The 25,518-nt window shown below is 66.0% G+C and carries 22 protein-coding genes; 17 read left to right on the forward strand and 5 right to left on the reverse strand.

Translation table 11 applies throughout. From position 1 onward, the window contains the following. Nucleotides 1-83 precede the first annotated feature (83 nt). The 4 genes from BN973_RS11335 to bla are packed head-to-tail and all read left to right on the forward strand — an operon-like array spanning nucleotide 84 to nucleotide 5,689. Nucleotides 84-2,348 (forward strand): polyribonucleotide nucleotidyltransferase, encoded by a 2,265-nt coding sequence (locus BN973_RS11335; protein WP_036468161.1) that lies wholly within the window; start codon nucleotides 84-86, stop codon nucleotides 2,346-2,348. After that, entirely contained in the window at nucleotides 2,326-3,708 is a 1,383-nt protein-coding gene (locus BN973_RS11340; protein WP_051641221.1) for a M16 family metallopeptidase, read from the forward strand. Before BN973_RS11335 ends, BN973_RS11340 begins: the two co-directional genes overlap by 23 nt. A gap of 60 nt (nucleotides 3,709-3,768) precedes the next feature. Next, nucleotides 3,769-4,797, forward strand: a complete 1,029-nt coding sequence (locus BN973_RS11345; protein WP_036468163.1) for a nitronate monooxygenase — start codon at nucleotides 3,769-3,771, stop codon at nucleotides 4,795-4,797. Between the two features lie 7 nt (nucleotides 4,798-4,804). Beyond that, the gene (gene bla / locus BN973_RS11350; RefSeq protein WP_139830272.1) at nucleotides 4,805-5,689 is read left to right on the forward strand and encodes a class A beta-lactamase; all 885 of its coding nucleotides are present in this window, start codon (nucleotides 4,805-4,807) and stop codon (nucleotides 5,687-5,689) included. Between the two features lie 3 nt (nucleotides 5,690-5,692). Here the strand turns inward: bla and ald are convergent, their stop codons facing one another. After that, the gene (ald, locus tag BN973_RS11355) at nucleotides 5,693-6,808 is read right to left on the reverse strand and encodes an alanine dehydrogenase (protein ID WP_036468165.1); all 1,116 of its coding nucleotides are present in this window, start codon (nucleotides 6,806-6,808) and stop codon (nucleotides 5,693-5,695) included. A 67-nt stretch (nucleotides 6,809-6,875) separates the two neighbouring features. Between ald and aldR the strand changes: the two genes are divergently transcribed. The 5 genes from aldR (at nucleotide 6,876) to BN973_RS11380 (ending at nucleotide 12,796) form a co-directional block, all read left to right on the forward strand. Beyond that, a complete protein-coding gene (aldR, locus tag BN973_RS11360; protein WP_036468166.1) occupies nucleotides 6,876-7,391 on the forward strand; it encodes an HTH-type transcriptional regulator AldR in 516 nt (171 codons plus the stop codon). A gap of 42 nt (nucleotides 7,392-7,433) precedes the next feature. After that, a complete protein-coding gene (locus tag BN973_RS11365; protein ID WP_036472295.1) occupies nucleotides 7,434-8,897 on the forward strand; it encodes a flavin-containing monooxygenase in 1,464 nt (487 codons plus the stop codon). A gap of 123 nt (nucleotides 8,898-9,020) precedes the next feature. Then, nucleotides 9,021-9,929: a metal-dependent hydrolase gene (locus BN973_RS11370; protein WP_036468168.1), complete on the forward strand. Its 909-nt coding sequence runs from the start codon at nucleotides 9,021-9,023 to the stop codon at nucleotides 9,927-9,929. A 3-nt stretch (nucleotides 9,930-9,932) separates the two neighbouring features. Next, nucleotides 9,933-11,699: an SDR family oxidoreductase gene (locus BN973_RS11375; RefSeq protein WP_036468170.1), complete on the forward strand. Its 1,767-nt coding sequence runs from the start codon at nucleotides 9,933-9,935 to the stop codon at nucleotides 11,697-11,699. 20 nt (nucleotides 11,700-11,719) lie between these two features. After that, the gene (locus BN973_RS11380) at nucleotides 11,720-12,796 is read left to right on the forward strand and encodes a PDR/VanB family oxidoreductase (RefSeq protein WP_036468172.1); all 1,077 of its coding nucleotides are present in this window, start codon (nucleotides 11,720-11,722) and stop codon (nucleotides 12,794-12,796) included. A gap of 4 nt (nucleotides 12,797-12,800) precedes the next feature. Here the strand turns inward: BN973_RS11380 and BN973_RS11385 are convergent, their stop codons facing one another. Both BN973_RS11385 and BN973_RS11390 read right to left on the reverse strand, forming a co-directional pair. Next, nucleotides 12,801-13,322: a GNAT family N-acetyltransferase gene (locus BN973_RS11385; RefSeq protein ID WP_036468174.1), complete on the reverse strand. Its 522-nt coding sequence runs from the start codon at nucleotides 13,320-13,322 to the stop codon at nucleotides 12,801-12,803. Between the two features lie 15 nt (nucleotides 13,323-13,337). Next, nucleotides 13,338-13,916: a TetR family transcriptional regulator gene (locus BN973_RS11390; RefSeq protein WP_036472296.1), complete on the reverse strand. Its 579-nt coding sequence runs from the start codon at nucleotides 13,914-13,916 to the stop codon at nucleotides 13,338-13,340. A gap of 215 nt (nucleotides 13,917-14,131) precedes the next feature. Between BN973_RS11390 and BN973_RS11395 the strand changes: the two genes are divergently transcribed. The 7 genes from BN973_RS11395 (at nucleotide 14,132) to BN973_RS11425 (ending at nucleotide 19,698) form a co-directional block, all read left to right on the forward strand. Further along, a complete protein-coding gene (locus BN973_RS11395; protein ID WP_036468176.1) occupies nucleotides 14,132-15,166 on the forward strand; it encodes a Rieske 2Fe-2S domain-containing protein in 1,035 nt (344 codons plus the stop codon). Beyond that, nucleotides 15,163-16,251: an NAD(P)H-dependent amine dehydrogenase family protein gene (locus tag BN973_RS11400; RefSeq protein ID WP_036468178.1), complete on the forward strand. Its 1,089-nt coding sequence runs from the start codon at nucleotides 15,163-15,165 to the stop codon at nucleotides 16,249-16,251. The genes BN973_RS11395 and BN973_RS11400 overlap by 4 nt, the downstream gene beginning before the upstream one ends. A 150-nt stretch (nucleotides 16,252-16,401) precedes the next feature. Then, complete coding sequence (locus BN973_RS11405; RefSeq protein WP_036468180.1) at nucleotides 16,402-16,662, forward strand: helix-turn-helix transcriptional regulator; 261 nt, start codon at nucleotides 16,402-16,404, stop codon at nucleotides 16,660-16,662. Next, nucleotides 16,643-17,968 carry a type II toxin-antitoxin system HipA family toxin gene (locus BN973_RS11410; protein ID WP_051641222.1) on the forward strand — a complete coding sequence of 442 codons (1,326 nt, stop codon included), beginning with the start codon at nucleotides 16,643-16,645 and terminating at the stop codon, nucleotides 17,966-17,968. Before BN973_RS11405 ends, BN973_RS11410 begins: the two co-directional genes overlap by 20 nt. Before the next feature lie 85 nt (nucleotides 17,969-18,053). Continuing rightward, nucleotides 18,054-18,791 (forward strand): 4-hydroxy-tetrahydrodipicolinate reductase, encoded by a 738-nt coding sequence (dapB, locus tag BN973_RS11415; protein WP_036472298.1) that lies wholly within the window; start codon nucleotides 18,054-18,056, stop codon nucleotides 18,789-18,791. Further along, entirely contained in the window at nucleotides 18,788-19,246 is a 459-nt protein-coding gene (locus tag BN973_RS11420; protein ID WP_036468181.1) for a hypothetical protein, read from the forward strand. The genes dapB and BN973_RS11420 overlap by 4 nt, the downstream gene beginning before the upstream one ends. Before the next feature lie 50 nt (nucleotides 19,247-19,296). Beyond that, the gene (locus tag BN973_RS11425) at nucleotides 19,297-19,698 is read left to right on the forward strand and encodes a flavodoxin family protein (RefSeq protein WP_169718232.1); all 402 of its coding nucleotides are present in this window, start codon (nucleotides 19,297-19,299) and stop codon (nucleotides 19,696-19,698) included. A 79-nt stretch (nucleotides 19,699-19,777) separates the two neighbouring features. Here BN973_RS11425 and BN973_RS11430 read toward each other — a convergent pair whose 3' ends face one another. Beyond that, nucleotides 19,778-21,028 carry an oxygenase MpaB family protein gene (locus tag BN973_RS11430; protein WP_139830271.1) on the reverse strand — a complete coding sequence of 417 codons (1,251 nt, stop codon included), beginning with the start codon at nucleotides 21,026-21,028 and terminating at the stop codon, nucleotides 19,778-19,780. A 219-nt stretch (nucleotides 21,029-21,247) separates the two neighbouring features. Between BN973_RS11430 and BN973_RS11435 the strand changes: the two genes are divergently transcribed. Beyond that, nucleotides 21,248-22,333: a DUF7065 domain-containing protein gene (locus BN973_RS11435; protein WP_051641224.1), complete on the forward strand. Its 1,086-nt coding sequence runs from the start codon at nucleotides 21,248-21,250 to the stop codon at nucleotides 22,331-22,333. On the opposite strand, the gene BN973_RS11440 is transcribed toward BN973_RS11435, so the two are convergent. Continuing rightward, complete coding sequence (locus BN973_RS11440; RefSeq protein WP_036468185.1) at nucleotides 22,257-25,412, reverse strand: AAA family ATPase; 3,156 nt, start codon at nucleotides 25,410-25,412, stop codon at nucleotides 22,257-22,259. The two genes, BN973_RS11435 and BN973_RS11440, sit on opposite strands and share 77 nt — an antisense overlap. Nucleotides 25,413-25,518: the final 106 nt, after the last annotated feature.

Here is a 25,518-nt window from a genome sequence, read left to right on the forward strand (position 1 = left end):
TGTTCAGGGCAGCTCCGGACCCTTTCGGGTCGCGTGTGACGACGCGAAAAAGCTGAATAACTAGAGAGGCTGTACGGACACCCATGTCTGTAGCTCAAATTGATGAAGGCGTGTTCGAGTCGACCGCCACAATCGACAACGGGACCTTCGGTACCCGCACCATTCGCTTCGAGACCGGCCGGCTGGCCCTGCAGGCCGCCGGGGCCGTCGTCGCCTACCTCGACGACGAGAACATGCTGCTGTCGGCGACGACCGCCAGCAAGTCGCCCAAGGAACACTTCGACTTCTTCCCGCTGACGGTCGACGTCGAGGAGCGGATGTACGCCGCCGGCCGCATCCCCGGCTCGTTCTTCCGTCGCGAGGGTCGGCCGTCGACCGACGCGATCCTGACCTGCCGGCTGATCGACCGCCCGCTGCGGCCGTCGTTCGTCTCCGGCCTGCGCAACGAGATCCAGGTCGTGGTGACGATCCTGAGCCTGGACCCCAACGACCTGTACGACGTCCTGGCGATCAACGCCGCGTCGGCCTCCACCCAGATCAGCGGTCTGCCGTTCTCCGGTCCCATCGGGGGCGTGCGGGTCGCGCTGATCGACGGCCAGTGGGTCGCCTTCCCGACCGTCGAGCAGCTCGAGCGCGCCGTGTTCGACATGGTCGTGGCCGGTCGCATCGTCGGCACCGACGGCGAGGGCAAGCCCGACGTCGCGATCATGATGGTCGAGGCCGAGGCCACCGAAAAGGTCATCGAACTCGTCGAGGGCGGCGCCCAGGCGCCGACGGAAACCGTTGTGGCCCAAGGACTGGAGTCCGCCAAGCCGTTCATCGCCGCGCTGTGCACCGCGCAGCAGGAGCTGGCCGACGCGGCCGCCAAGCCCGTCGTCGAGTACCCGACGTTCCCGGACTACGCCGACGACGTCTACTACTCGGTCGCCTCGGTGGCCACCGACGAGCTGGCCAAGGCGCTGACCATCGGCGGCAAGGCCGAGCGCGACGCGCGCACCGACGAGCTCAAGGCCGAGGTGGTCGAACGCCTCGCCGAGACCTACGAGGGCCGCGAGAAGGAGATCAGCGCCGCGTTCCGCTCGCTGACCAAGAAGCTGGTCCGGCAGCGCATCCTGACCGACCACTTCCGCATCGACGGCCGCGGCATCACCGACATCCGCGCCCTGTCGGCCGAGGTCGCCGTCGTGCCGCGGGCGCACGGCAGCGCGCTGTTCGAGCGCGGCGAGACCCAGATCCTGGGCGTCACCACGCTGGACATGGTCAAGATGGCCCAGCAGATCGACTCGCTGGGGCCGGAAACGTCCAAGCGCTACATGCACCACTACAACTTCCCGCCGTTCTCCACCGGTGAGACGGGCCGCGTCGGTTCGCCGAAGCGGCGCGAGATCGGGCACGGCGCCCTGGCCGAGCGGGCCCTGATCCCGGTGCTGCCCAGCGTCGAGGAGTTCCCGTACGCGATCCGTCAGGTGTCGGAAGCGTTGGGCTCCAACGGTTCGACGTCGATGGGATCGGTCTGCGCGTCCACGCTGGCGCTGCTGAACGCCGGGGTGCCGCTCAAGGCGCCGGTGGCCGGCATCGCGATGGGCCTGGTCTCCGACGAGGTCGATGGCGAGACACGCTTCGTCACCCTGACCGACATCCTGGGCGCCGAGGACGCGTTCGGCGACATGGACTTCAAATGCGCCGGCACCAAGGACTTCGTCACCGCGCTGCAGCTGGACACCAAGCTCGACGGGATCCCGTCGCAGGTGCTCGCGGGTGCGCTGGCTCAGGCCAAGGACGCCCGGTTGACCATCCTCGAGGTGATGGCCGAGGCCATCGACACCCCCGACGAGATGAGCCCGTATGCGCCGCGGGTGACCACCATCAAGGTGCCGGTCGACAAGATCGGCGAGGTCATCGGCCCCAAGGGCAAGGTCATCAACGCGATCACCGAGGAGACCGGCGCGCAGATCTCCATCGAGGACGACGGCACCGTGTTCGTCGGCGCCACCGACGGTCCCTCGGCGCAGGCCGCGATCGACCGGATCAACGCGATCGCCAACCCGCAGCTGCCGACGGTGGGTGAGCGATTCCTCGGAACCGTGGTCAAGACAACGGATTTCGGTGCTTTCGTGTCGCTGCTGCCCGGTCGCGACGGTCTGGTGCACATCTCCAAGCTCGGTAAGGGCAAGCGCATCGCCAAGGTCGAGGACGTGGTGAACGTCGGCGACAAGCTGCGCGTGGAGATCGCCGACATCGACAAGCGGGGCAAGATCTCGCTGGTCCTGGTCGAGGAAGACGGCGCGGCACCCGCTGCAGATTCCCCGGAGACCGCGCCGGCCGATGCCGCGACAGCCAGCAGCTGACGGACCCGGGGCGCGCTCTCCTCGAGTGGGTGCCCTGCGGCGCGGCAAGCACGCCGCCGAAGCCGAACCCGCGCTGCAGACCACCGTGCGCCGCACCACGTTGCCGGGTGGGTTGCGGGTGGTCACCGAGTATCTGCCCGCGGTGCGGTCGGCGTCGGTTGGGGTGTGGGTCGGTGTCGGGTCGCGCGATGAGGGCGCGACCGTCGCCGGTGCGGCGCACTTCCTCGAACATCTGCTGTTCAAGTCCACGCCGACCCGCACCGCGGTGGACATCGCCCAGGCGATGGATGCTGTCGGCGGCGAGCTGAACGCGTTCACCGCCAAGGAGCACACCTGCTACTACGCGCACGTGCTCGACAGCGATCTCGAGCTGGCCGTCGACCTGGTCGCCGATGTGGTGCTCAACGGGCGCTGCGCGGTCGAGGACGTCGAGGTGGAACGCGATGTCGTCCTCGAGGAAATCGCGATGCGCGACGACGACCCGGAGGATGCGCTGGGCGACATGTTCCTCTCGGCGCTGTTCGGCGATCACCCGGTCGGGCGCCCGGTGATCGGTACCGCGCAATCGGTGTCGGCGATGACCCGGTCGCAACTGCACTCCTTCCACATGCGGCGCTACACCCCGGAGCGGATGGTGGTCGCGGTGGCCGGCAACGTCGACCACGACGAGGTGGTCACCCTGGTGCGCCGGCACTTCGGATCGCGTCTGGTGCGTGGGCGCCAGCCCATTTCGCCCCGCAAAGGCACCGGACGGGTGAACGGCCAACCGGGACTGTCGGTGGCCAAACGTGATGCCGAGCAGACCCACGTGTTGCTGGGCGTGCGCACCCCCGGACGCGCCTGGGAACATCGCTGGGCGTTGTCGGTGCTGCACACCGCCCTGGGCGGCGGGCTGAGCTCGCGGCTGTTCCAGGAGGTGCGCGAACTGCGCGGGCTGGCTTACTCGGTGTACTCCTCGGTCGACATGTTCTCCGACAGCGGTGCGCTGTCGGTGTATGCCGCGTGCCTGCCCGAGCGGTTCGCCGACGTGATGCGGGTGACCAGCGAGGTGCTCGAATCGGTGGCCCGCGACGGCATCACCGAGGCCGAATGCCGCATCGCCAAAGGTTCTCTGCGTGGCGGGATCGTTCTCGGCCTGGAAGACTCCAGTTCTCGTATGAGCCGCATCGGTCGTAGCGAACTGAACTATGGCAAGCACCGCAGCATCGAGCACACCCTGCGGAAGATCGACGACGTCACCGTCGACGAGGTCAACGCGGTGGCGAGTCAGCTGCTGACCAAGCGCTTCGGTGCCGCCGTCGTGGGCCCGTATACTTCGAAACGATCACTGCCGCAACAACTTCGGGCGATGGTAAATTAGCTCAAATGTCCGCCTCCTTGCTCGCGCCGTGCCGGCGCTCACCGTCGGCGGAGTAGCCGGATGGTACTGGGTTTTTGGGATATCGCGGTGCCCATCGTGGGCGCACCGATGTCGGGCGGACCCGGTAGCCCGGCGTTGGCGGCGGCGGTGTCCAACGCCGGCGGGCTCGGTTTCGTCCCCGCCGGGTACGTGAGCGCCGACCGGTTCGCCGAAGACGTCGCCGCGGCGCGCGCCGCCACCACCGGCCCGCTCGGGGTGAACCTGCTTGTGCCGCAACCCAGTGTCGCCGACTGGGTGGCACTGGACTACTACGCCGAAGCGCTGGAATCGATCGCCGAGCACTACCAGGTCTATGTGGGCCGGCCCGAATACGGGCACGACGACGACTGGGCCCGCAAGCTCGAAGTCGTCGCCGACCTCCGTCCGGAACTGGTGTCGTTCACCTACGGGGTGCCGTCGCCGGATGTGATTAGGCGGTTCAGCGCGCTGGGCTTGTTGGTGATGGTCACGGTGACATCGCTTTACGAGGCCGGGGTGGCCGTCGCCGCCGGTGCGGACAGCCTGGTGGTCCAGGGCCCGAACGCCGGCGGGAACCGCGCCACCTTCGCGCCCGACATGGATCCCGGCAGCGAGTCGCTGCACCAGCTGATCGACCGCATCCACCGGGCCCATCGCGACGTCCCCATCATCGCCGCGGGTGGGTTGGGCAGCGCCGAGGACGTCGCCGGTGTGCTGCGCCGGGGCGCGGTGGCCGCACAGGTGGGGACCGCGCTGCTGCTCAGCGACGAAGCGGGCACCAGCACGGCGCAACGCGTCGCGATGAAGAATCAGCTGTTCGCCAAGACCATCGTCACGCGGGCGTTCTCGGGCCGGTACGCCCGCAGCCTGGAGAACGAATTCATTCGCCTGTTCGACAACGTGGCGCCGCTGGGCTATCCCGAGGTCAACCAGATGACGCTACCGATCCGGGAGGCCGCGACCGAACGGGAAGATCCGCAGGGCATGAACCTCTGGGCGGGAACGTCTTTCCGCCAGGCGCAGGCGGGCCCGGTGGCCGATATCGTCGCCAGTCTCAACCCCGACGACTGACGCAGCCGTGCCAGAGCTGACCCGCCGGCGGATGTTGCTGGCGGCGTTGACGGTCCCGGCGCTGAGCGCCTGCGCGAGCGCGCACGCGGATCCGGCGCAGGTCTATGACCGCCTGGCAGAGCTCGAGCGCCAATACAACGCCTACATCGGGCTTTTCGCGACTGATCTCGGGTCGGGGCGCGCCCTGGCCCATCGCGATGACGACCCGTTCGCGATGTGCTCGACGTTCAAGGCCTACGCCGCGGCGCGGGTGCTGCAGAAGGTGCAGCGCGGCGAATTGGATTTGCAGCAGGGTGTTTTCATCGATCCCGCCGCGCTGCTGCCCAACTCCCCGGTGACCGCGCCACGGGCCGGGGCCACCCTGCCGCTGGCGCAGTTGTGCGCGGCCGCGGTGCAGCGCAGCGACAACGTCGCCGCCAACCTGGTGTTGGCGCAGATCGGCGGGCCGCCGGCCATCACCGACTTCGCCCGCTCCATCGGCGACGAGCGCACCCGGCTGGACCGGTGGGAGATCGAACTGAACACCGCGATCCCCGGCGACCCGCGCGATACCAGCACCCCGCGGGCGCTGGGTTCGGGCATCCAAAGCTTGCTCACCGGAACGGTTCTCGCCGATCCGCAGCGCCGCCAGCTGGAGGACTGGATGCGCGGCAACGTCACTTCGACTATGCGGGCGGGCCTGCCGCCCGGGTGGACCATCGCCGACAAGACCGGCACCGGGGACTACGGCAGCACCAACGACGTCGGCATGGTCTACGGGCCGACCGGGCAGCGCGTGCTGCTGTCGCTGATGACGCGCTCGCAGGCGGCGAACCCCGACGCCCAAGCACTGCGGCCGCTGATCGCCGAGGTGACGAAATCGGTGCTGGGATGGCTGACCGGGCCGGGCTGAGCGTCAGGCCAGCACGCCGGCCGGTTCGGTGAACGGCAAGCCCAGGTCGGCGGCCACCCGCTCGGACAGCAGCGCGCCCTGGTGTGTCGAAAGGCCTTTTGCCAGAGCCGAATCCGACCGGCAGGCCTGCCGCCAGCCCAGGTCGGCGAGCCGCAGCACGTACGGCATGGTCGCGTTGGTCAGCGCGTAGGTCGAGGTCTTCGGCACCGCGCTGGGCATGTTGGCCACGCAGTAGAACAGCGCGTCGTGCACGGTGAACGTCGGGTCGTCGTGGGTGGTGGGCCGCGAATCCTCGAAGCACCCGCCCTGGTCGATCGAGATGTCCACCAGGACCGCACCCGGTTTCATCTGCGCGACAAGCGAATTGGTGATCAACTTGGGCGCCTTTGAGCCGGGCACCAGGACGGCACCGATCACCAGATCGGCGTGCCTGACCGCTCCTTCGAGTTCGTAGGTGGACGAGTGGCGGGTCTGGATGTGGCCGGTGAATTCGGCGTCGAGCAGGCGCAGCTTGTCGATGTTGAGGTCCAGCACCCGGACGCTGGCGCCCATGCCGCCGGCCACCCGGGCCGCGTTGTAGCCGGCGGTGCCGGCGCCGATGACCACGACGTCGGCGGGCTTGACGCCCGGCACCCCGCCCATCAGCACACCGCGCCCGCCCTGCGTGCGCATCAGGTGATACGCCCCGATCTGGGCGGACAACCGGCCGGCGACCTCGCTCATCGGGGCCAGCAGTGGCAGTGCGCCGTCGGCGGTCTGCACGGTCTCGTACGCGATCGACGTGGTACCGGAAGTCAACAGCGCGTCCGTGCAGGCGCGTGATGCCGCCAGGTGCAGATAGGTGAACAGCACCTGCCCGGGGCGCAGCAGCGCGTATTCGGCGGGCATCGGTTCCTTGACCTTGAGCAGCAGGTCGGCGTCGGACCACACCTGTTCGGCGGAACTGAGCAGCTGCGCACCCGCCGCCTTGAACTCCATGTCGGTGATCGCCGACCCCTCTCCGGCGCCGGCCTGGACGAGCACCTCGTGGCCGCGATGCGTCAGTTCGGCGACGCCCGCCGGGGTGATCGCCACCCTGAACTCGTTGTTTTTGGTCTCGGTGGGAATGCCGACTCGCATTCCTCAATTGTGAAGAAAGTTCGGCCAAGCGGCAAACAGGCTGATGTTAATTCTATAAGATCGGCGTATGACTGATAAGTCAACGGATATCGCGGGCGGACTGGCTGAGGCGCCGAAGGATCTTCGGCCCGCCGACCTCGACGCCGTGGACCGCAGAATTCTCAGCGTGCTGCACGCCGACGCGCGGATCAACAACAACGCGCTTGCCGAAGCGGTCGGAATCGCGGCATCGACGTGTCACGGGCGGGTGCGGCGGCTGGTCGACCTCGGCGTGATCCGGGGTTTCTACACCGACATCGACCCGGTCGCGGCGGGAATGCCGCTGCAGGCGATGATCTCGGTGACCCTGCAATCCAACGCGCGCGGCAAGATCCGCAGCTTCATCCACCAGATCCGGGCCAGGCGACAGGTGATGGACGTCTATTTCCTGGCCGGTGCAGACGATTTCATCCTGCACGTCGCTGCCCGCGACACCGAGGACCTGCGATCGTTCGTGGTGGAAAACCTCAACGCCGACGCCGACGTGGCCGGAACGCAGACCTCGTTGATCTTCGAACATCTCCGTGGCGCGGCCCCGATCTAGGCTTATGATCTGCGGATGAACGACCGGTGCGTGCCGGCGCCGATGACGAGACGCGATCCCGCGGTGGCTGTCGTGGGAGCCGGCATGTCCGGTATGTGCATCGCAATTGCCTTGCTGCGCAACGGCATAACTGATATCACCGTCTATGAGAAGGCCGACGAGGTAGGCGGCACCTGGCGGGAGAACACCTATCCCGGTCTGGTCTGCGACATCCCCTCGCGGATTTACCAGTACAGCTTCGCGCGGAATCCGAGCTGGTCGCGTTTGTTCTCGCCGGGCGGTGAAATCCAGGCCTACTTTCGCGGCATCGCCGACCAATATGGACTGCGCGACCGGATCCGGTTCGGCACCGAAATCGCCCATGCCCGTTTCGACGGCGGCCGATGGGTGCTGCGCACGGCTGCCGGCGAGGAGTCATCGTTCGACTTCCTGATCTCGGCCACCGGCGTGCTGCATCACCCGCGCCTGCCATCGATCGCCGGGCTGGACGAGTTCGGCGGCCCCGTCTTCCATTCGGCACGCTGGGACCATGGCGTGGTGTTGCGGGGACGCCGAATCGCGGTGATCGGCAACGGATCCACCGGAGTCCAACTTGTCTGCGGGCTGGCCGGCGTCGCGGGCAAGGTGTTGACGTTCCAGCGCACCCCGCAATGGGTGCTGCGGCTGGTCAACCCGCACTACAGCAGGGTCACCGGAATCACCCGCCGCAAGATGCCGTGGCTCGACGCGTTGGCGTACCGCATCTACAGCGCGGGATACGACTTCTTCTCGGTCGGACTGACCAAGCCGGGCCTGCGCCGGAAGATCATGGCGGCGCTGTGCCGCGCCAGCCTCTGGGAGATACGCGATCCGCAGTTGCGCCGGGCCCTGACCCCCGACTACACGCCGGCCTGCAAGCGACTGGTGATGTCGAATGGCTTCTACCGGGCCATACAGCGCGACGACGTCGAGCTGGTGACCGCCGGCATCGACCACGTGGAGCAGCGCGGCATCGTCACCGCCGATGGCGTGCTGCACGAGGCCGACATCATGGTGCTGGCAACGGGATTCGACACACATGCGTTCTTCCGGCCGATGGAGCTGATCGGCCGCGACGGGATCTGCGCCAACGACGTCTGGCGCGACGGTCCCCGCGCCTACCAAACCGTTGCGCTGTCCGGCTTTCCGAACTTCTTCATGATGCTCGGACCGCACAGTCCGGTGGGCAATCTCGCGCTGACCACCGTGGCCGAATCGCAGGCCGACCACATCGTGGGCTGGATCGAGCGCTGGCGCGCCGGCGAATTCGACACGATCGAGCCCACGGCCGCGGCGACCGAGCGGTTCAACGCGAAGCTGCGTGCCGCGATGCCCGACACCGTGTGGACCACCGGCTGCAGCAGCTGGTACCTCAACAAGGACGGCATGCCCGAGGTGTGGCCCCTCACGCCGGCCGAACACCGCTGGATGCTGGCAAAACCCGACCCCGCCCAGTACGACTTGCGCCGCGACGTGGCGGCCCACTGACGATGAAGCGACAGAAACCCGGTACCGGCGGTTTCGCATATTCGTGTCGCGAACTTATACTTGCCCTGCCCGATGTTCACCGAGACGACTCTTGTCGGGGTAAACGCGCAGCTAGGGGGCCACATGTTCACCGTCGACGACCAGGCCGCGGGCCCACATGACCCATCGCTGGACCACGAGCGTCTTGTGCTCGAGGCGCGTGACGTGGCCTTCGACTGGGCGACGCTACCGGTGCACTACGTGCCCGGCGAGCCGTTCACCACGCACATGCTCAACGTCCTGCACCTGCTGCTGCCCGCGGGTGAGGAGTTCTTCGTCGAGGTGTTCAAACGCGCGCTCCCACTGATCCGCGACGACCAGTTGCGGCTGGACGTGCAGGGCTTCATCGGCCAGGAGGCGGTGCATTCGCAGGCGCACTCGGGCGTGCTCGCCCGGTTCGAGGCGCGGGGTATCGACGTGACGCCCTACACCGGCCAGATCAGGTGGATGTTCGAGAAAGCGCTGGGGCCGAAGCCCGGGTGGAGCAAACGGCGCCAGGACCGCTGGCTGGCCGAGCAGGTCTCGTTCGTCTCCGCGATCGAGCACTACACCGCCATCCTGGGCGAGTGGATCCTGGACACCCCGGCGCACGACGAGATCGGCACCGACCCGGTGATGCTGGACATGCTGCGCTGGCATGGTGCCGAAGAAGTCGAGCACAAGGCGGTGGCCTTCGACACCATGAAGCATCTGCGGGCCGGGTATTGGCGGCGGGTGCGCGCACAGCTGGTGGTCTCGCCGGCGATGTTGCTGCTGTGGATTCGCGGTGTGCGGTACCTGTATTCGGTGGACCCGCTGTTGCCGCCGGGCACCAAGCCGCGCTGGCGCGACTACGTCAAAGCGGCCCGCCGGGGGCTGCTGCCCGGCCCGCTACGATTCCTGCGTGGTATCGCCGATTACTACCGGCCGGGCTTCCACCCCTCGCAACTGGGCGGGCTTGGGCGAGCGGTCGACTATCTGGCCGTCTCTCCTGCAGCAAGGGCATCGCACTGATCTATGACCATCAACTTCGGATTCACCGCATCCAACGGTGTGGCCCTGGCCGTCCATCGCTACACCGAAATCGACCCGGCGCGACCGACCATCCTGGCCATTCACGGCTGGCCCGACAACCACCACGTCTGGGATCCGGTCGCCGAGGAGTTCGCGCAGAACTACGCGGGCCGGTACAACTTCGTCGCCTACGATGTCCGCGGGGCGGGCGAATCATCGCGTCCGGCAAAGCAATCCGGGTATGCGTTCGAGCATCTGGTGTCCGATCTCGGCGCGGTGATCGACAGCCTCGGGGTCGAGCGGGTCCACCTGCTGGCCCACGACTGGGGCTCGATTCAGGCCTGGGCGGCCATCACCGACGAATCGGTGATGGACAAGATCGCCTCGTTCACCTCGATCTCGGGCCCGCATCTGCAGTACGCGGGCAGGTTCTTGCGCTCGGCTCGCAATCCCCGGATGCTGGCCCAGGTCGCCGGACAGCTGATGGCGTCGACCTACATCGGCTTCTTTCTGTGCCCGGGCGTGCCGGAAGCCGCGTTCCATTCCGGCATCGGCGTGAAAGTCGTTGAGGCCGTGGAACGCATCGGCCGATCGAGCACGCGCAGTCAGCGCCGCCCGACGCCGCGGTCGATCGCCGACTATGTCAACGGGTTGAACCTGTACCGGGCCAACATGCCCTCGCCGATGCTGATGCCGGGACGCGAACTGCCCAAGACCAACGTCGCGGTCCAGGTGCTCGTGCCGCGCATGGACCTCTTCGTGACGCCCGCTCTGCAGCGCTTCACCGGCGCCATTCCCGCTGGGGGAAGGGTGGTTTCGATCGAGGGCGGTCACTGGGTGGTGACGTCGCGTCCCGACGTCGTGGCCCGGCTGACCAGTGAGTGGATCGACCGCAGCGTCGCCGGCACCCTCACCGCCGGTGAGCCCTCGGTACGGGGCGGCCCGCACGAGATAGGGGGCAAGCTCGCGTTGATCACCGGCGCGGGTGCCGGAATCGGCCGGGCCACCGCGGTGGAACTGGCCCGTCACGGCGCCCGCAAGGTGATCATCGTCGATCGAAACCTGGACGCGGCCAACGAAACCGCGGACGCCGTTCGCGCCGCGTGCGCCGAGGCCGTGGTGTACCAGGCCGACGTCAGCGACGAAGACGCGATGAATGACCTTGCCGGACAGGTACTCAACGACCATGGCGTGGTCGACATCCTGGTGAACAATGCCGGGATCGGGATGGCGGGCCGGTTCCTGGAGACCAGCCCGGCAAACTGGGAGGACATCATCGGGGTCAACCTGCGCGGTGTGATCTCCGGCAGCCGGGCGTTCGGCGCGCAGATGGTCGAGCGTGGCGAGGGCGGCGCGATCATCAACGTGGCCTCCGCGTCGGCATTTCTACCGTCGAAGTCCATGGTCGCCTACAGCACCACGAAGGCGGCGGTGCTGGGGTTCAGCGAATCGCTGCGGGCCGACTTCGCCGACGAGGGCATCACCGTCACCGCGGTGTGTCCCGGATTCGTCAACACCGATATCGCCAAAAATACCGTCTACGCCGGGATGTCGGACGACGAGCAGGAGCGCGCCCGGGACAAGGCCGACAGGGCCTACCGGCGCCGCAACTACACCCCGGAGGCCGTCGCCGAGGCGATCGTCAAGGCCATCAAGACCGGCCCCGCGGTGTTGCCGGTCGCCGCGGAATCCAGGATCGGCTACGCGATGCGCCGGATCAGCCCGTCGGCGATCCGGCTGCTGGCGCGGTTGGACATTCGGCCGACGTAAGCAGGGCGGGGGATTTACCTGTGCGGGAAAGCGTTTGGACCAGCCGGCCGGCCGACCTCTACGGCCGGCGCGACCGGGACCGGCTCGGCGCAGTGCTGTGGGGGATCCGGGTGCTGTTCGACGGATTCAGCTCGGTGTCACGCTGGGAGCCCTCGCGGATCAAGCCGGTGCGGCGCACCCTGTCCGCCGTCGTCACCAAACGCGAACTCGTCGCACCCGACGTGGTCGCGTTGACGCTGGCCGACCCGGACGGCGGGTTGCTGCCGTCGTGGACCCCCGGAGGCCATATCGATGTATTGCTGCCCTCGGGGCGACGACGCCAGTACTCGTTGTGCGGTCCGCCCGGGCGGCGCACCGACTACCGCATCGCCGTGCGCCGGATCCCCGACGGCGGCGGCGGTTCGATCGAGATGCACGACGCGTACCGCGTGGGCGACACATGTGAGTTCGAAGGTCCGCGTAACGCCTTCTATCTCGGCACGTCCGAGCGTGAGGTGTTGTTCGTGATCGGCGGCATCGGCGTGACCCCGATTCTGCCGATGATCCAGGTGGCCCAGCAGCGCGGAATCGATTGGCGGGCAATCTATGCCGGACGCGGCCTGGAATACATGCCGTTTCTGGACGAAGTGGTGGCGGTGGCACCGGACCGGGTGACGGTTTGGGCCGACGATGAACGCGGCCGCTGCGCCGGGGTCGACGACCTGCTGCTCGGGGCCGGGCCCGCCACAGCCGTCTACGTGTGCGGCCCGGCCGGCATGCTCGAGGCGGTTCGGTTGGCCCGCAACGAACACGCCGACGCGCCTCTGCATTACGAGCGGTTCAGCCCCCCACCGGTCGTCGATGGGGTTGCGTTCGAACTCGAGCTCGCACGGTCGCAGCGGCTGCTGCGTGTTCCGGCCAATAGGTCTGCGCTGGACGTGATGCGCGACCTCGACCCGACGACCCCGTACTCCTGCCAGCAGGGCTTCTGCGGGACGTGCAAGGTCAAAGTGCTTGCCGGACAGGTCGATCACCGCGGGCGCGCGGCCGTGGGTGACGACGAGATGCTCGTCTGCGTGTCGCGGGCCAAGGCGGACCGGCTCGTCGTCGACGCCTGAACGCTCAGCATTCGGGTGCTGGTCGGCGACGCCGATAACCCACGTGGGACACACTCACACCGGGCAGCGGCTCCCAGACCAGGGTGCGGCCGTCGATCTGAAAGTCGTTGTCCTCATAGAATTTTCGCGCCACGTCGTTTTTCTCCGCACACCACAGCACCACGTCGCCCGACGAGGTGCGCACCGCCTTGTTGAGCAGCCGCACGCCGACGCCGAGTCCCTTGGCTTCGTCCGCGGTGTAGAGGGCGTCGATCTGCACGTCATCGGTGGCGGTGGCTTCGGGCCCGAAGACCGTCATTCCCAGCAGCTTGCCGCGGGCCTCGGCAACCCACATGCCCCACCCCGGCTGCATCAGCGCCTCCGGGTATTTCACGGTGGCCCACAATTTCGGTGTCGCGATCAGGTCGAGCAGGTAATCGTCCAGAATTCCGGCGAAGGACCGCCGCCACACCGGATAGTGCATCGCCGCGACCTTCTCGAAATCGCTTGGTCCGGCCCGGCGGATGCTGACGTCCTTCGATTTCACAGGGCCACCTTAAGGTCATTGCCGCCGGGAATGCTCGAGATAGGCGACCAGCGCATTGGTCAGACCTCGCCGGGCCATATCGAGGTCGGCGTACGAGCCGAGTTGACGCTCGGACACCAGGCCACGCATCGCGCCGGGAATCAGCGCGGCCACCTCGCGAACCCGGTCCGGGTCGACGTCGAGCCCGGCGAAGGCGTTCTGACAGGTTTCCAGCCAGCTCTTGCCCCAGGAGAACAACTCCGCGGCGGTGCGCGGGTAGAGGCGCTCCAGCTCGTCGGGGTCGCGGGGGAGGGCGGCGCGCAGATTCTCGATCGCGCGTGAATCCGGTGACGCCAGACCGCGGTACAGGGTTTCGATGATGGCGCTGACGCGCTCGCGCAGCGGTGCGTTCGGTGGGACCGGAGTCGACAAGGAGGAGAACGTCGCCGCGCGTCGCTCGGCGGTGCGGTGCAGCACGGCCGCCCAGAACCCGTCGGTGTCGCCGAACTGATACTGCACCGCGCCCCAGGTGGCGCCGATGTCCTTGGCGATGCGATTGGCCGACACCGAGCCCGGCTCGCCCGAGCCCAGCGACCGCAACGCGGCCTCGAGCATGTTCTCCCGGGTTGCGCTGCCGCGCCGGTTCGGCCGCCGGCCCACGATCCCGGCCTCCGAAACGTGCCTGGTAGCCCGCTGCGCCATCGGCCGATCCTAATCGATGGCTTGCGTGCCGCGGCCGGGCCAACTACTTTTTCATAGAAGGTACTGTGATTGTTGGCCGGCGCCGCTATCATTCGTTGCGAGGAGGACAGCTCTGATGGCTGAGTTCGATGGCTAAGCCGCCGTTGTCGATGAAGCCGACCGGATGGTTCCAGGTCGCCTGGTCCGGGGAGATCGGCGTCGGGGACGTCCACAAGATGAAGTACTTCGACACCGAAATGGTCGCCTGGCGGGCCGACTCCGGCCGGCTCACCGTGATGAACGCGTATTGCGAACATCTGGGGGCGCATCTGGGCTACGGCGGCAAGGTCGTCGGCGAGGTCTTACAGTGCCCGTTCCACGGTTGGCAGTGGAGTCATGAGGGCCGCAACGTGTGCATCCCGTATCAGGACCGGCCAAACCGCGGCCGTCGGGTGCGTACCTATCCCGTGGTGGAGCGCAACGAGTCGGTCTACATCTGGCACGACGTGCAGCGTCGCGAGCCGTTCTTCGACGTTCCGGACGTGTTTGCCGCGTTCGGCGACGGCAGCAGTTGCGACGACTACTACCCACAGCAACGGCTGTACCGCGCCGGCCTGGAGCTGCACCCGCAGTACGTGCTGGAAAACGGGGTGGACTTCGCGCACTTCAAGTACGTGCACAACACGCCGATCGTGCCGGTGTTCACCCGGCACGACTTCGGCGAGCCGGTGTCGTTCGTGGACTTCACCATCACCTTCGAAGGCGACGACGGGCAGCGGATCGAAGACGTCAACAGCGGCGTCGAGGCGATCAACGGCGGGCTGGGCATCGCGGTGACCAAAAGCTGGGGCATGGTCGACAACCGCACCATTTCGGCGATCACCCCGGTCGACGAGTGCACCTCCGATGTCCGGTTCATGGTTTACATCGGCCGCACGCCGCACAAAGATCCGGTTCGCGCCCAGACCAAGGCCGCCGAGTTCGGCCGAGAAGTCATCCGGCAGTTCGAGCAGGACATCGAAATCTGGTGCCACCAGCGGTATTCGGATCCGCCCGCGCTGGCCGCCGACGAATACGAGGGGTTTACGGCAATCCGCAAGTGGGCCAAGCAGTTCTATCCCGACGGCATCGGTGGCAGCGCCGCCGAAGTGTACGCAGCATCCCAGAAAGGCTCAATGCAATGACCGCACCCGCTGCACCTATTCGCGTCTTCCAAGTCGGAAGTGGAAACGTGGGCTCGGAGATGATCAGGCGGATCGCGACCCAGCCCGATCTCGAACTCATTGGTGTGCATGCCTATTCGCCGGAGAAGGTAGGCAAGGACACCGGCGAGTTCGCCGGTGTGGGGTCCAACGGGGTGAAGTTCACCGGCAGCATCGACGAGATCATCGAAAGCGGAGCTGACGTCGTCACCTTTCATGGCGTGTTTCCCGACGAGGACCTCTATGTCAAAGTGCTGGAGGCGGGCATCGACATCGTCACCACCGCCGACTGGATCACCGGGTGGCATCGCGACACCAACCACCCGCACCCGTCCGGCAAGCTGGTGACCCAGCTGCTGGCCGAGGCATGCGCTAAGGGCGGTGCGACCTTCTACGGCACCGGGATGAACCCGGGGCTCAACCAGATCCTCGGCGTGGTGTGCTCGGCCGACGTCGCCGACATCGAAAACGTCACCACGATCGAGTCCGTCGACGTGTCGTGTCATCACTCCAAGGACACCTGGATCGAGGTGGGTTATGGCCTGCCCGTGGATGATCCGTCGATCCCGGCCAAGCTGGAGAAGTACACCCGCGTGTTCGCCGACAGCGTGCTGATGATGGCCGACTGCTTCGACGTGAAACTCGACGAGGTCAAGTTCAGCTACGAGCTGGGTGCCTGCACCAAGGACGTCGACCTGGGCTGGTACACGCTGCCCAAGGGCTCGCTGGGCGGCAACTACATCAAGTACCAGGGCATGGTGGACGGGGTGCCGCGCGTCGAGACGCACCTGGAATGGCAGATGACCCCGCACACCGATCCGCACTGGGATATCAAGGGCTGCTACATAACTCAGATCAAGGGCGACCCGTGCGTGTACAACAAGCACATGATCTTCCCGAAGCCCGGTGTGGACCTGTCCAACCCGGACAATTTCGCCTCCATCGGCATGACCGTCACCGGGATGCCCGCCCTCGCGTCGATCAGGTCGGTGGTGGCCGCGCCGCCCGGGCTGATCACCAGCGCCGACCTTCCGCTGCGCGGGTTCGCCGGGCGGTTCAAGAAGTAGCCTCGTCGCCATCCACCGGCCGCTCGGGTTGGGCCCTGGATCACTAGCCCGGTCTCCGGGATCCCTTGATCAAAATTTTGATCATTTGGCCACTCGAGTCCGACGATCGAAATATCGATCATTTGACCATATCGGTCGTATGATCGAAATATGCCTCATACTGTCCCGCTGGTATACGACACCATCGAACTCGGCGAACACATCCGGCGCGCGCGCCGAGACCGCGGCTTCAACCAGGATGAGCTCGCCAACCGTATCGGAGTCACTCGTATGACCATCTCCCGTCTCGAGCGGGGGGAATCTGTCAGCGTAGACATTGCGCTGCGCGCGCTTTCGGAGTGCGGCGTCGCGCTCGCGCTGGTGCCGAAGTTCTCCCGAATGACGACAGTCGATGGCACGCAAAGCGCTTGACGTTTGGTTGTACGGCGTCCACGTCGCAAGGCTGAGTGAGCCACGCCGGTTTCTCCTGCGTCTGGAGTTCACCGAGGAGGCGCTCGACACCTTCGGCGAGGGAAGCCGAGTCCTGTCCTTGGCGTTACCCATCTCGCGAAAACCCATCCAAGACCGTGACGACAAGTTGCAAGTGTCGGCGTTCATCGAAGGTCTTCTGCCGGAAGGCAACCTGCGTCGTCACATCGCCACTGAGGCTCGCGTGCCAATCAACGACCCGATGCCGCTATTAGAACGGGTAGGCGGTGAATGTGCCGGTGCTGTCCAAATCCTTCTCGACGGAGCAAAGCCCGGTGCCGGTCAGATCCGCCGTTTGACGAAACAGGAGGTCGACAGCCTGATCGAGGACCTGCCGACCTACCACCTGCCCGAGGGCGCCACACCACAGGCATCGCTCGCCGGCATTCAGGACAAGGTGCTATTAGTAGCTCTTTCCAACGGTGAATGGGGCTGGCCTGAAGCCGGTGCGGCGTCAACGCACATCATCAAACCCGAGCCACTCGGTGGCGCCGTGAAGCATCTCATTCAGACGGAAGATTGGGCGCTACGAGTGGCACACGGAGCAGGCATCAATGCTGCGGAGTCGCGATTAGCGTGGTTCGGTGAACGCGAGGCCATCGTCGTGGTCCGCTATGACCGAACCCCTGAGGGCAATCGGCTGCATCAGGAAGATTTCTGTCAGGCGCTAGGTCTAGATCCTGCCGCCAAATACGAGAGCACCAGCGAAGCAACTCGTTCAGGCTCGCGGCTACGACGCATAGCACGCGCGGCCGCACCCAGAGCGTTGGACCCTGACGGGTTTCGCCTGGCGTTGCTGCAGGCCGTCACATTTAACGTCGTCATTGGTAATGCTGACGCGCACTCGAAAAACTACTCAATGATGATCGGCCGCGATGGGAGCGTGTCCCTGGCGCCGATCTACGATGCCTCGCCGATCAGGCACCTGGATCCCGCGTTCAAGGGTACGGGGCATGTGATTAATGGCAAGACGAGTATCGACCGCATCAACGTCGATGATCTGGCAGCCGAAGCGGCTTCCTGGGGCATGGGGGAACGGCGAGCACGTGCGGCGGTACGGTCGTGCATGGAGCGGATATACAGCTCTGTCGAGCGCGTAGCGCTTCCACCCGGAACCGAGTCGGTCCGGCCGAACCTTGATCGACTATGGACCCAACGTTCCTGGCCGACGGCGTCTTTGAAATCCGGAGATTCCGACTCCGCCCTGGACGCCGCCAGCCCGCAAAAGCCGCCGTTCGGTACACCGTGAGGCAACAGGCCATGAAACTCGGGCTACGGCCAAGGTGCTGCCTGCGCACGTAGGCCTGTCCGGGTGCCCGTCTAGGGTGAAGACCATGCGGGTAGGAGTGCTGGGAGCAAAGGGCAAGGTCGGGTCGGCGATGGTGGCGGGGGTGCAGGCCGCCGAGGATCTGACCCTGTCCGCCGAGGTCGACGCCGGCGACCCGATCAGTCTGCTGACCGAGCACAACACCGAGGTCGTGATCGACTTCACCCACCCCGACGTGGTGATGGGCAACCTGGAGTTCTTGATCGGCAATGGAATTCACGCCGTGGTCGGCACCACCGGCTTCACCGCCGAGCGGCTGCAGCAGGTCGAGGCCTGGCTGGCCGACAGCCCGAAAACGTCGGTTTTGATCGCGCCGAACTTCGCGATCGGTGCGGTGCTGTCCATGCATTTCGCGAAGCAGGCCGCGCCCTTCTTCGACTCCGCCGAGGTCGTCGAGCTGCATCACCCGCACAAGGCCGACGCGCCGTCGGGCACCGCGACTCGTACCGCCAAGCTGATCGCCGAGTCGCGAAAAGGCTTGCCGCCCAACCCCGATGCCACCAGCACCGGCCTGCCCGGTGCCCGCGGCGCCGACGTCGACGGAATCCCGGTGCACTCGGTGCGGCTGGCCGGCCTGGTCGCGCATCAGGAGGTGCTGTTCGGCACCGAGGGGGAGACGCTGACCATCCGCCACGACAGCCTGGACCGCACCTCGTTCGTGCCGGGCGTGCTGCTGGCGGTGCGCCGAGTTTCAGAACGCCCCGGGCTGACGGTGGGGCTGGAGCCCCTGCTCAATCTGCGATGAGCAGGTTGCTGCGCACGCAATTGCTCATCGCGTTCCTGTGCGCGGCGATGCTGCTGTACTTCGTGCTGCTGGGGCGGGTGGCCGTCGCGATGATCGCCTCGGGCCGGGCCGCCGCGGTCGGACTCGGGCTGGCGGTGTTGATCATGCCGGTGATCGGGCTGTGGGCGATGGTCACCACGTTGCGGGCCGGATTCGCGCACCAGAAGCTGGCTCGCCTGATCGCCGAAGACGGGATGGAACTCGACGCCAGCGAGCTGCCGCGCCGACCCTCGGGTCGTATCCAGCGCGACGCGGCCGACGCGCTGTTCGCCACGGTGCGCACCGAAGTGGAGGCCCACCCAGGCGACTGGCGGCATTGGTATCGGCTGGCCCGGGCCTACGACTACGCGGGGGACCGGCGCCGCGCCCGCGAGGCCATGAAGACGGCCGTGCAGCTACAGGAGGGGCGCCCGTGAGCAAGACGCTGCTGATCGTGCACCACACGCCGTCGCCGCATTGCCAGGAGATGTTCGAGGCGGTGCTGGCCGGCGCGACGGACCCCGAGATCGAAAATGTGGAAGTCGTTCGGCGAGCGGCGCTGACGGTATCGCCGGTCGAGATGCTGGAGGCCGACGGGTATCTGCTCGGCACGACGGCCAACCTCGGCTACATCTCGGGTGCGCTCAAGCACGCATTCGACTGCGCCTATTACCAATTGCTCGATTCGACACAGGGACGACCGTTCGGCTTGTACCTACACGGTAACGAGGGCACCGAGGGTGCGCAGCGCGCCGTCGACGGGATCACGACGGGCCTGGGTTGGGTGAAAGCCGTGGAGACCGTGGTGGTTTCGGGCAAACCAAGCAAGGACGACGTCGAGGCATGCTGGAATCTCGGGGCGACCGTCGCCGCCCAGCTGATGGAGTGAAAACCGTTTGGCGCGAAGGTGTGTCGCCGGCTTGCCGATACGTTGCCGAACGGCGCCACCACTAGTTATAAACGCTGAGTCAGGTCGAAAGCTCCCAGTTGCGGGCAAGACGATCAGGCAAGGCGAACGGAGCCCGTTCGCCACCCCGCTCAAGTTCGAACATCCCGCGCAGCAGATCGCGCCCGAATGGGCGGACAACGTCCAACACGAATTCATAGCGCGCGGAATCGCCCTTGTCCGGGCGGCCGAAAACGTGAACATAGAACCAGTTGCTGATGCGCTCGATCCGCCTGACCTCGCCCCCGAGATCCGACCGCGGCACCAGCAACAGGTCCGCAGTCTTGTCGCCGATCAGATGGCGGATCAACGGTGGGATCGTATCGTCGAACCGATGAAAGGGCGTTAGCTGGTCGAGCAGTACGAGGAGCGCACGAGTCATGTCGTGCCCTTCGGGTGACGCCTTGAAGTGCCTGCTCCGGATGAGGTCGACTAGCGCGTTGGCCTGGGCGACGTCGAACACCAACAACTCATCGCATACGCCGAGCTGGTGCCCGATGACGTTCCATAAATGCAGGTACGCGTCCTGATCCTCGCAGGGCACTTCGACGCCGAGGCGACGCATCGGTTCGCCGACGACAAACCAGAAAACCAGTAGCGTCGCAAGTAGGTCCTCCTGGTTGATCGGTGTACCCCAGTCGCGATGCCAAAGTTTCGGCTGCTGTTTGCCGCGCTCCTTGATCAGTAAGCGCACGGCCGCGTGCATCAGCCGAATCTTCTGGATGGTGCGCCGACCCTTGCCGTCCTCATCGAGGCTGCCCGCGCTGAGCACATCGATCAGGAACTGGCCGGTCTCCAGCACCCGTCGGCGTGCGTTGGTGTCGAGCTGAGCGGTCAGGTACAACACCTTCACGGCTTTGGCTGCCGCGTATGACGACGGGAGCGACGCGCAGAACAGGCACAGCGTGATCTGGAAACCAAACACCTCGAATAGCTGCTGTCCGCGCTCGATCTTGCCCATGTCTGCCCACTCGGGCAGGTCCACAGTCTCCTGCAGGTACTGCTGGACCTCCGGCGGCAGCTCCGCAGGGACCGGCTGATCGACCCGCACCAGCGTTCGCATCACCGCATTGACAGCGCTGACCCCGTTCCGGTTGAACACGGCTTCGACCGCACGGTCGGCCACCGGATCGCCTTTCTGTCGCATTTCATCGAGCTTTGCGTTCGTCAACCCGATGTCTCTTTTTGCGCGCGCCATACGCACAGCATCGCAGATTTTGCCTTCGTCGAAGGTTTTATCTCGGGTGAGAACTGCCGCGGACGACAACGACACAAACCACCGAATGACGTTTGGATGGCCGGCAGGTGACTGGCACAGAATTATCTGACAACGATGCGACGCACAGATTCTCAGAGGGCGTCGAAATTATCGAGGTGAATGAATGTTGACGTCGGGTTCTGCCCGAAGCGTCGCGAATACCGATGTGTCACGTTAGTGTTGGAGATTCTTGTTTGCCACCACATTTGTCTCCGACTCGTGAGGACTGACGAAATGGTCGACGCGAATGACGAATTCATGCACCACCCAGGACCGCATCGCGTCTGGCAAGAAAGCTTCTTTTTCAGTTGGTTCGACGCCGGGGCGGACGCAACGGGCTTGGCGCGGATCGGATATCGCCCCAGCGATCACACCGCTGACGCGCTGCTGTACACCATGCGCAACGGCCGGGTTGAGGGCGGCTACGCCAGACTCAACGCCCGCTTCACCGGTACCCCCGATCCTGGCCGCCTGCGCATCGGGGCACTGGAGTTTCACATGAGCGAACCGATGTCGAAGTGGCGGATACTGCTGCGGGGCCGTGACGAGGTGGATCTGACCTTCACTGCGCTGCACGCGCCGTACGATTTTCGCGCCGAAGCGCCTCCGGGCCAATACATTCCGCCCGGAATCGCCGATGTGCACATGGAGCAGTCCGGACGGGTCACAGGCACGATAAGGATGAACGGAGCGACCTACGAGATTGATGGCCTCGGTCAGCGAGACAAGTCCTGGGGGGACCGCGATTGGCGCACCATCGAAGGCTGGAATTGGATTCCGATGCTGTTCGGCCCGGACTTCACCATGAACTGCACCCTGCTGATCAACGGTGGGCGCGCCTACCCCTGCGGCTACATCCACCATGACGGCGCGAACCATGCGGTCAGGGAGTTGGCCGTGGACTACGAAAATGGCCGGCCTTCATGTGCCGAATACGTCGCGGATCACGGTCACCGACGTCAGCGGCCTGCGGCTCGAGATTCAAGGCAGCGCAACCGCCCAATCATGCTTGTACCGAAAGGGTTTGGTGATCCAAGAGTCGGCGGCACGCTTTGTAACGACCGTCGACGGTCAGCGCCGCAGCGGTGTTGGCCTGACCGAGCACGCGTGGCACGGCGGGCCACTCGGGCTGCTACGGGTGCTGCCTCGCCTGCGCGCTGCGGCGCGGATGGTCATGCGATGATGATCCGCCACCCACCCGGGGGCGCCGAGCTCGCGCTGTCCGGTCACCGGGTTGCCGCTGTCAGGGCATTTCATCTGCCCAGGCTATGTGCCCCGCAAACTCAAGCGATGTCGCCGTCTCGCGGTGCCGATCCCTGAAGTGCAGATGAGCCTCGGCGTCGCCGTGAGACCGCGCCACCAGAGCGCGCAGTCGCAGCAGCCAGATGTCGCGCATCACGAGACCCTCATCGGCCGGCGCGGCAGCCATGTGCTCGACCACGGCCTCGGCTTCAGCCACGTCAGCCTCCGTCCCGCGATCCAACAGTGTCTCGACCAGCACGCCCGTCGCCGGTTCCCTCCAGACCCCGCCCGCCAGCAGTTGACCCTCGCGCATCTGCGATATCGCGTCATCGAGATCGCCACCCCTAGCCCTCTCCCGAGCCAAGTACACCTTGACGATTGGCAATTCGCCCAGGTTATGTGCCCGGCGCACGAACGCGTCACCGACTTTCGCCAGGAGTTCCTGCCCACGATCACGTGCCGCAGCCGTTTTTCGGTGAACCAACGCGACGCCCAGCGCCATCTGGGTGTAGGCCAACGCAACGTCATCACCGGATCGTTCGACAACCCTTAGCGCATCTTCGGTCTCACGCACCGCGCGATCGTCGGCCGTCAGGACTCCAAGCGGTATCCCGGCGTTGTAGATGTAGGCGACGGCCAAGGCGTGTGACATGGGGTCGGCGCCGCGGGCCATGGCGAGTCCGTGCTGCAAGTCGTCTCGCCATCCGGGACGGCCCAGACAATAACGGGCAATAGCCCGCGTCGTAAAGGCGCTCGCCAGCGGAGACCCGATAATGAAGTTGCCTTTAGACGGGTCGCCGTCGGCCAGATCGATGACTCGTTGTGACCACCGCAGCACGTCACCCAACTCACCAGTTGAACCTTTGGCGTAAATGGCCGCGGTGGACAGCCCCACCGTCAAGGCCGGATCGCCGATCGACTCGGCGAGGGACCAGACTTCCGATGCCAGCTGCGAAGCCTCGCGCATCCGGGCCTGATGCGCGTGATCCATCACCAACCCCGCCATTGCGATGGCCAGTGACGCCTTGTCCCCGGCCGCGTCACACAACTCCCGCAATTCATCGAAGCGGTCGCCCGCCGCATGTGCATGGACTCGCCAGGCGATCCCGCACAACATAGTGCGCGGGGCTATGCGCATCGCCGTGCGGTGCGGATCCTCGGCGGGAAGAGCATCGGCAATCTTTCGGGCGCGCTCCCAGCTCAGACGCGCGGCGGCGATGTCGCGATTGGTCGCCCACGTTGCGGCGCGCAGGTGCCAGCCGAATGCGGCGTGCCCGTCTCCGGCGGCCTCCAGATGTTCGGCGATAAGCGCCGCGTACTGCTCGGTCGATCCTGGCTCGTTGGCTTCGATCATGGCGGCCAGCTGCCGATGCATCTCGGCGCGATCGGATTTGAGTTGTGATTCGTAGGCTACGGTGCGGATCAGCGGATGCCGAAACGCGTACTCGGCACCTGGAGTGAACCGCACTTGATCGATGAGCTCAGCGTTGATCAGCTCGTCGACGCAGGGATCGATGCCCAGGCTTGCCAGCAGGTTGTAGCTGAACCGCGAACCGATGACGGCTGCCGCGGCAAGGGTGCGTTTGGCCGCCGGACTGAGCCGGTCGATGCGCGCAGCGATCGCCGCCTGCAGGGTTGCCGGCACACCGACCGCCGCAACATCGGTGCGGCAAGCGTAGCCGCCACGTTGCCCGACTAGCACTCCACGTTCGGCGAGCTCACGTGCTATCTCCTCGGCGAAAAACGGGTTACCGGCGGAGCGCGCGGCGATGATCTCGGCGACCTCGCCGACGGACGGATCGGGGCCCAGCAGTTCAGCGACCAGCATTGAGGTCTCCGGCTTGCTGAGGGGCACCAGAGCAATCGTCTGTGCGCCGGCAACATGATGCAGGGCGCCCCGGTACTCGGGGCGATAGGTGACCAGCAGCAACGAGCGAGTCTGGGGGACCACCGCCACGAAGTCGGCCAGCATGGATTCGCTGGCCTCGTCGATCCAGTGAGCATCTTCGACGATGAAAATTGCCGATTGGGTGCGGGCCAGCTGGGCCGTGTTGATCAGCGCGGTCAAGCGGCGCCGACGCGCGTCCGGATCGATCTTGGGCAGCTCCACATCGGGATCGGCAATGCCCATCAGGTCATCAAGCAACAGCAGATCCTGCGGATCGGCGTCGGGAAATTGCGCCCGCACCCGCGCTCGCGCGGTCTGATCGTCCAGGCCACTGAGCTGCCCTACGGCGCGCAGCAGGCGCGCCACCACCCGGAACGGGACGTCGCTGGCATGTGATTCGCAGAAGGTGAAAAACACCTCGACGCCACGGTCTTTCGCCAGCTGCACGGCTTCGCGGGCGAGCCGGGTTTTCCCGATACCGGCAGGACCTGTCACACCGACCATCGACCCGCGTCCAGCGATCGACCGATCCAGCATGGCCGCAAGCGTGCCCAACTCCCACTCACGGCCCACCAGCGTTGAATACGACGGACCGGTCTGCTGGCGCTGCGCGGCCACGCCCAGCAGCCGCCGCGTCGGCACCACGTCGTCGCCTTTGATGTGCATCATCTCTGGCTCTCCCAGCACCGCCGCGCCCTCGACCAGCCGCGCAGTGGTTTCGCTGAGCACCACCCCACTCGGCGGAGCCACGGACTCCATCCGCTGAGCCATCCCCACCTGCTCACCAACTGCGGTGTAGCCCAACGCAGCCGAACCGATCTGACCGGCAATCACCTCGCCTGAGTTCAGCCCTATCCGCAGCTGCAGATCAACACCGTCGCGGCCATCGACCTCCACCGCCAGCCGCTTGGCCTCATCCTGAATGGCGAGTGCAGCCAAGCACGCCCGCAGCGCGTGGTCTTCCAAGGCCGCCGGCGCACCAAACACAGCCATCATGCCGTCACCGGTGAACTTGTCGACCCTGCCGCCGTAGCCCTGTACCACCATGGACGAACGGTTGAGTAGCTCGGTCACGATCTCGCGCCAGCGCTCCGCGCCGACCGCTGCCGCGATATCCATCGAGTGCACCACGTCGGCGAACAGCACCGTCACCTGCTTGTACTCGGCAGGGGTGCTCGACACCGCAACCGGCCCACCGCACTTATCGCAGAATTTGGCGTTAGGCCGCAATTCTGCGCTGCAGATCATGCACGCGAACGTAACCGGCATGCAGCACCACCGATCCCGGAGTACCACCCGAACAATACGTCGAAAGCGTAACCTCAACGCGACTGTCGCGCGCGAAATATATGGGTGAATTCGCAAGGCGAATGGC

Source organism: Mycobacterium triplex (genome assembly GCF_000689255.1).
Lineage (GTDB): Bacteria > Actinomycetota > Actinomycetes > Mycobacteriales > Mycobacteriaceae > Mycobacterium > Mycobacterium triplex.

Excerpts from the sequence above, each read along its gene's own strand:
- BN973_RS11400 (WP_036468178.1), top strand. The coding sequence starts at position 15,163 with ATGACCGCACCCGCTGCACCTATTCGCGTCTTCCAAGTCGGAAGTGGA.
- BN973_RS11420 (WP_036468181.1), top strand. The coding sequence starts at position 18,788 with ATGAGCAGGTTGCTGCGCACGCAATTGCTCATCGCGTTCCTGTGCGCG.
- dapB (WP_036472298.1), top strand. The coding sequence starts at position 18,054 with ATGCGGGTAGGAGTGCTGGGAGCAAAGGGCAAGGTCGGGTCGGCGATG.
- BN973_RS11390 (WP_036472296.1), bottom strand. The coding sequence starts at position 13,916 with ATGCTCGAGGCCGCGTTGCGGTCGCTGGGCTCGGGCGAGCCGGGCTCG.
- ald (WP_036468165.1), bottom strand. The coding sequence starts at position 6,808 with ATGCGAGTCGGCATTCCCACCGAGACCAAAAACAACGAGTTCAGGGTG.
- BN973_RS11410 (WP_051641222.1), top strand. The coding sequence starts at position 16,643 with ATGGCACGCAAAGCGCTTGACGTTTGGTTGTACGGCGTCCACGTCGCA.
- aldR (WP_036468166.1), top strand. The coding sequence starts at position 6,876 with ATGACTGATAAGTCAACGGATATCGCGGGCGGACTGGCTGAGGCGCCG.
- BN973_RS11395 (WP_036468176.1), top strand. The coding sequence starts at position 14,132 with ATGGCTAAGCCGCCGTTGTCGATGAAGCCGACCGGATGGTTCCAGGTC.
- BN973_RS11440 (WP_036468185.1), bottom strand. The coding sequence starts at position 25,412 with ATGCCGGTTACGTTCGCGTGCATGATCTGCAGCGCAGAATTGCGGCCT.
- BN973_RS11425 (WP_169718232.1), top strand. The coding sequence starts at position 19,297 with ATGTTCGAGGCGGTGCTGGCCGGCGCGACGGACCCCGAGATCGAAAAT.
- BN973_RS11345 (WP_036468163.1), top strand. The coding sequence starts at position 3,769 with ATGGTACTGGGTTTTTGGGATATCGCGGTGCCCATCGTGGGCGCACCG.
- BN973_RS11375 (WP_036468170.1), top strand. The coding sequence starts at position 9,933 with ATGACCATCAACTTCGGATTCACCGCATCCAACGGTGTGGCCCTGGCC.
- BN973_RS11405 (WP_036468180.1), top strand. The coding sequence starts at position 16,402 with ATGCCTCATACTGTCCCGCTGGTATACGACACCATCGAACTCGGCGAA.
- BN973_RS11370 (WP_036468168.1), top strand. The coding sequence starts at position 9,021 with ATGTTCACCGTCGACGACCAGGCCGCGGGCCCACATGACCCATCGCTG.
- BN973_RS11435 (WP_051641224.1), top strand. The coding sequence starts at position 21,248 with ATGGTCGACGCGAATGACGAATTCATGCACCACCCAGGACCGCATCGC.
- BN973_RS11335 (WP_036468161.1), top strand. The coding sequence starts at position 84 with ATGTCTGTAGCTCAAATTGATGAAGGCGTGTTCGAGTCGACCGCCACA.
- BN973_RS11365 (WP_036472295.1), top strand. The coding sequence starts at position 7,434 with ATGACGAGACGCGATCCCGCGGTGGCTGTCGTGGGAGCCGGCATGTCC.
- BN973_RS11340 (WP_051641221.1), top strand. The coding sequence starts at position 2,326 with ATGCCGCGACAGCCAGCAGCTGACGGACCCGGGGCGCGCTCTCCTCGA.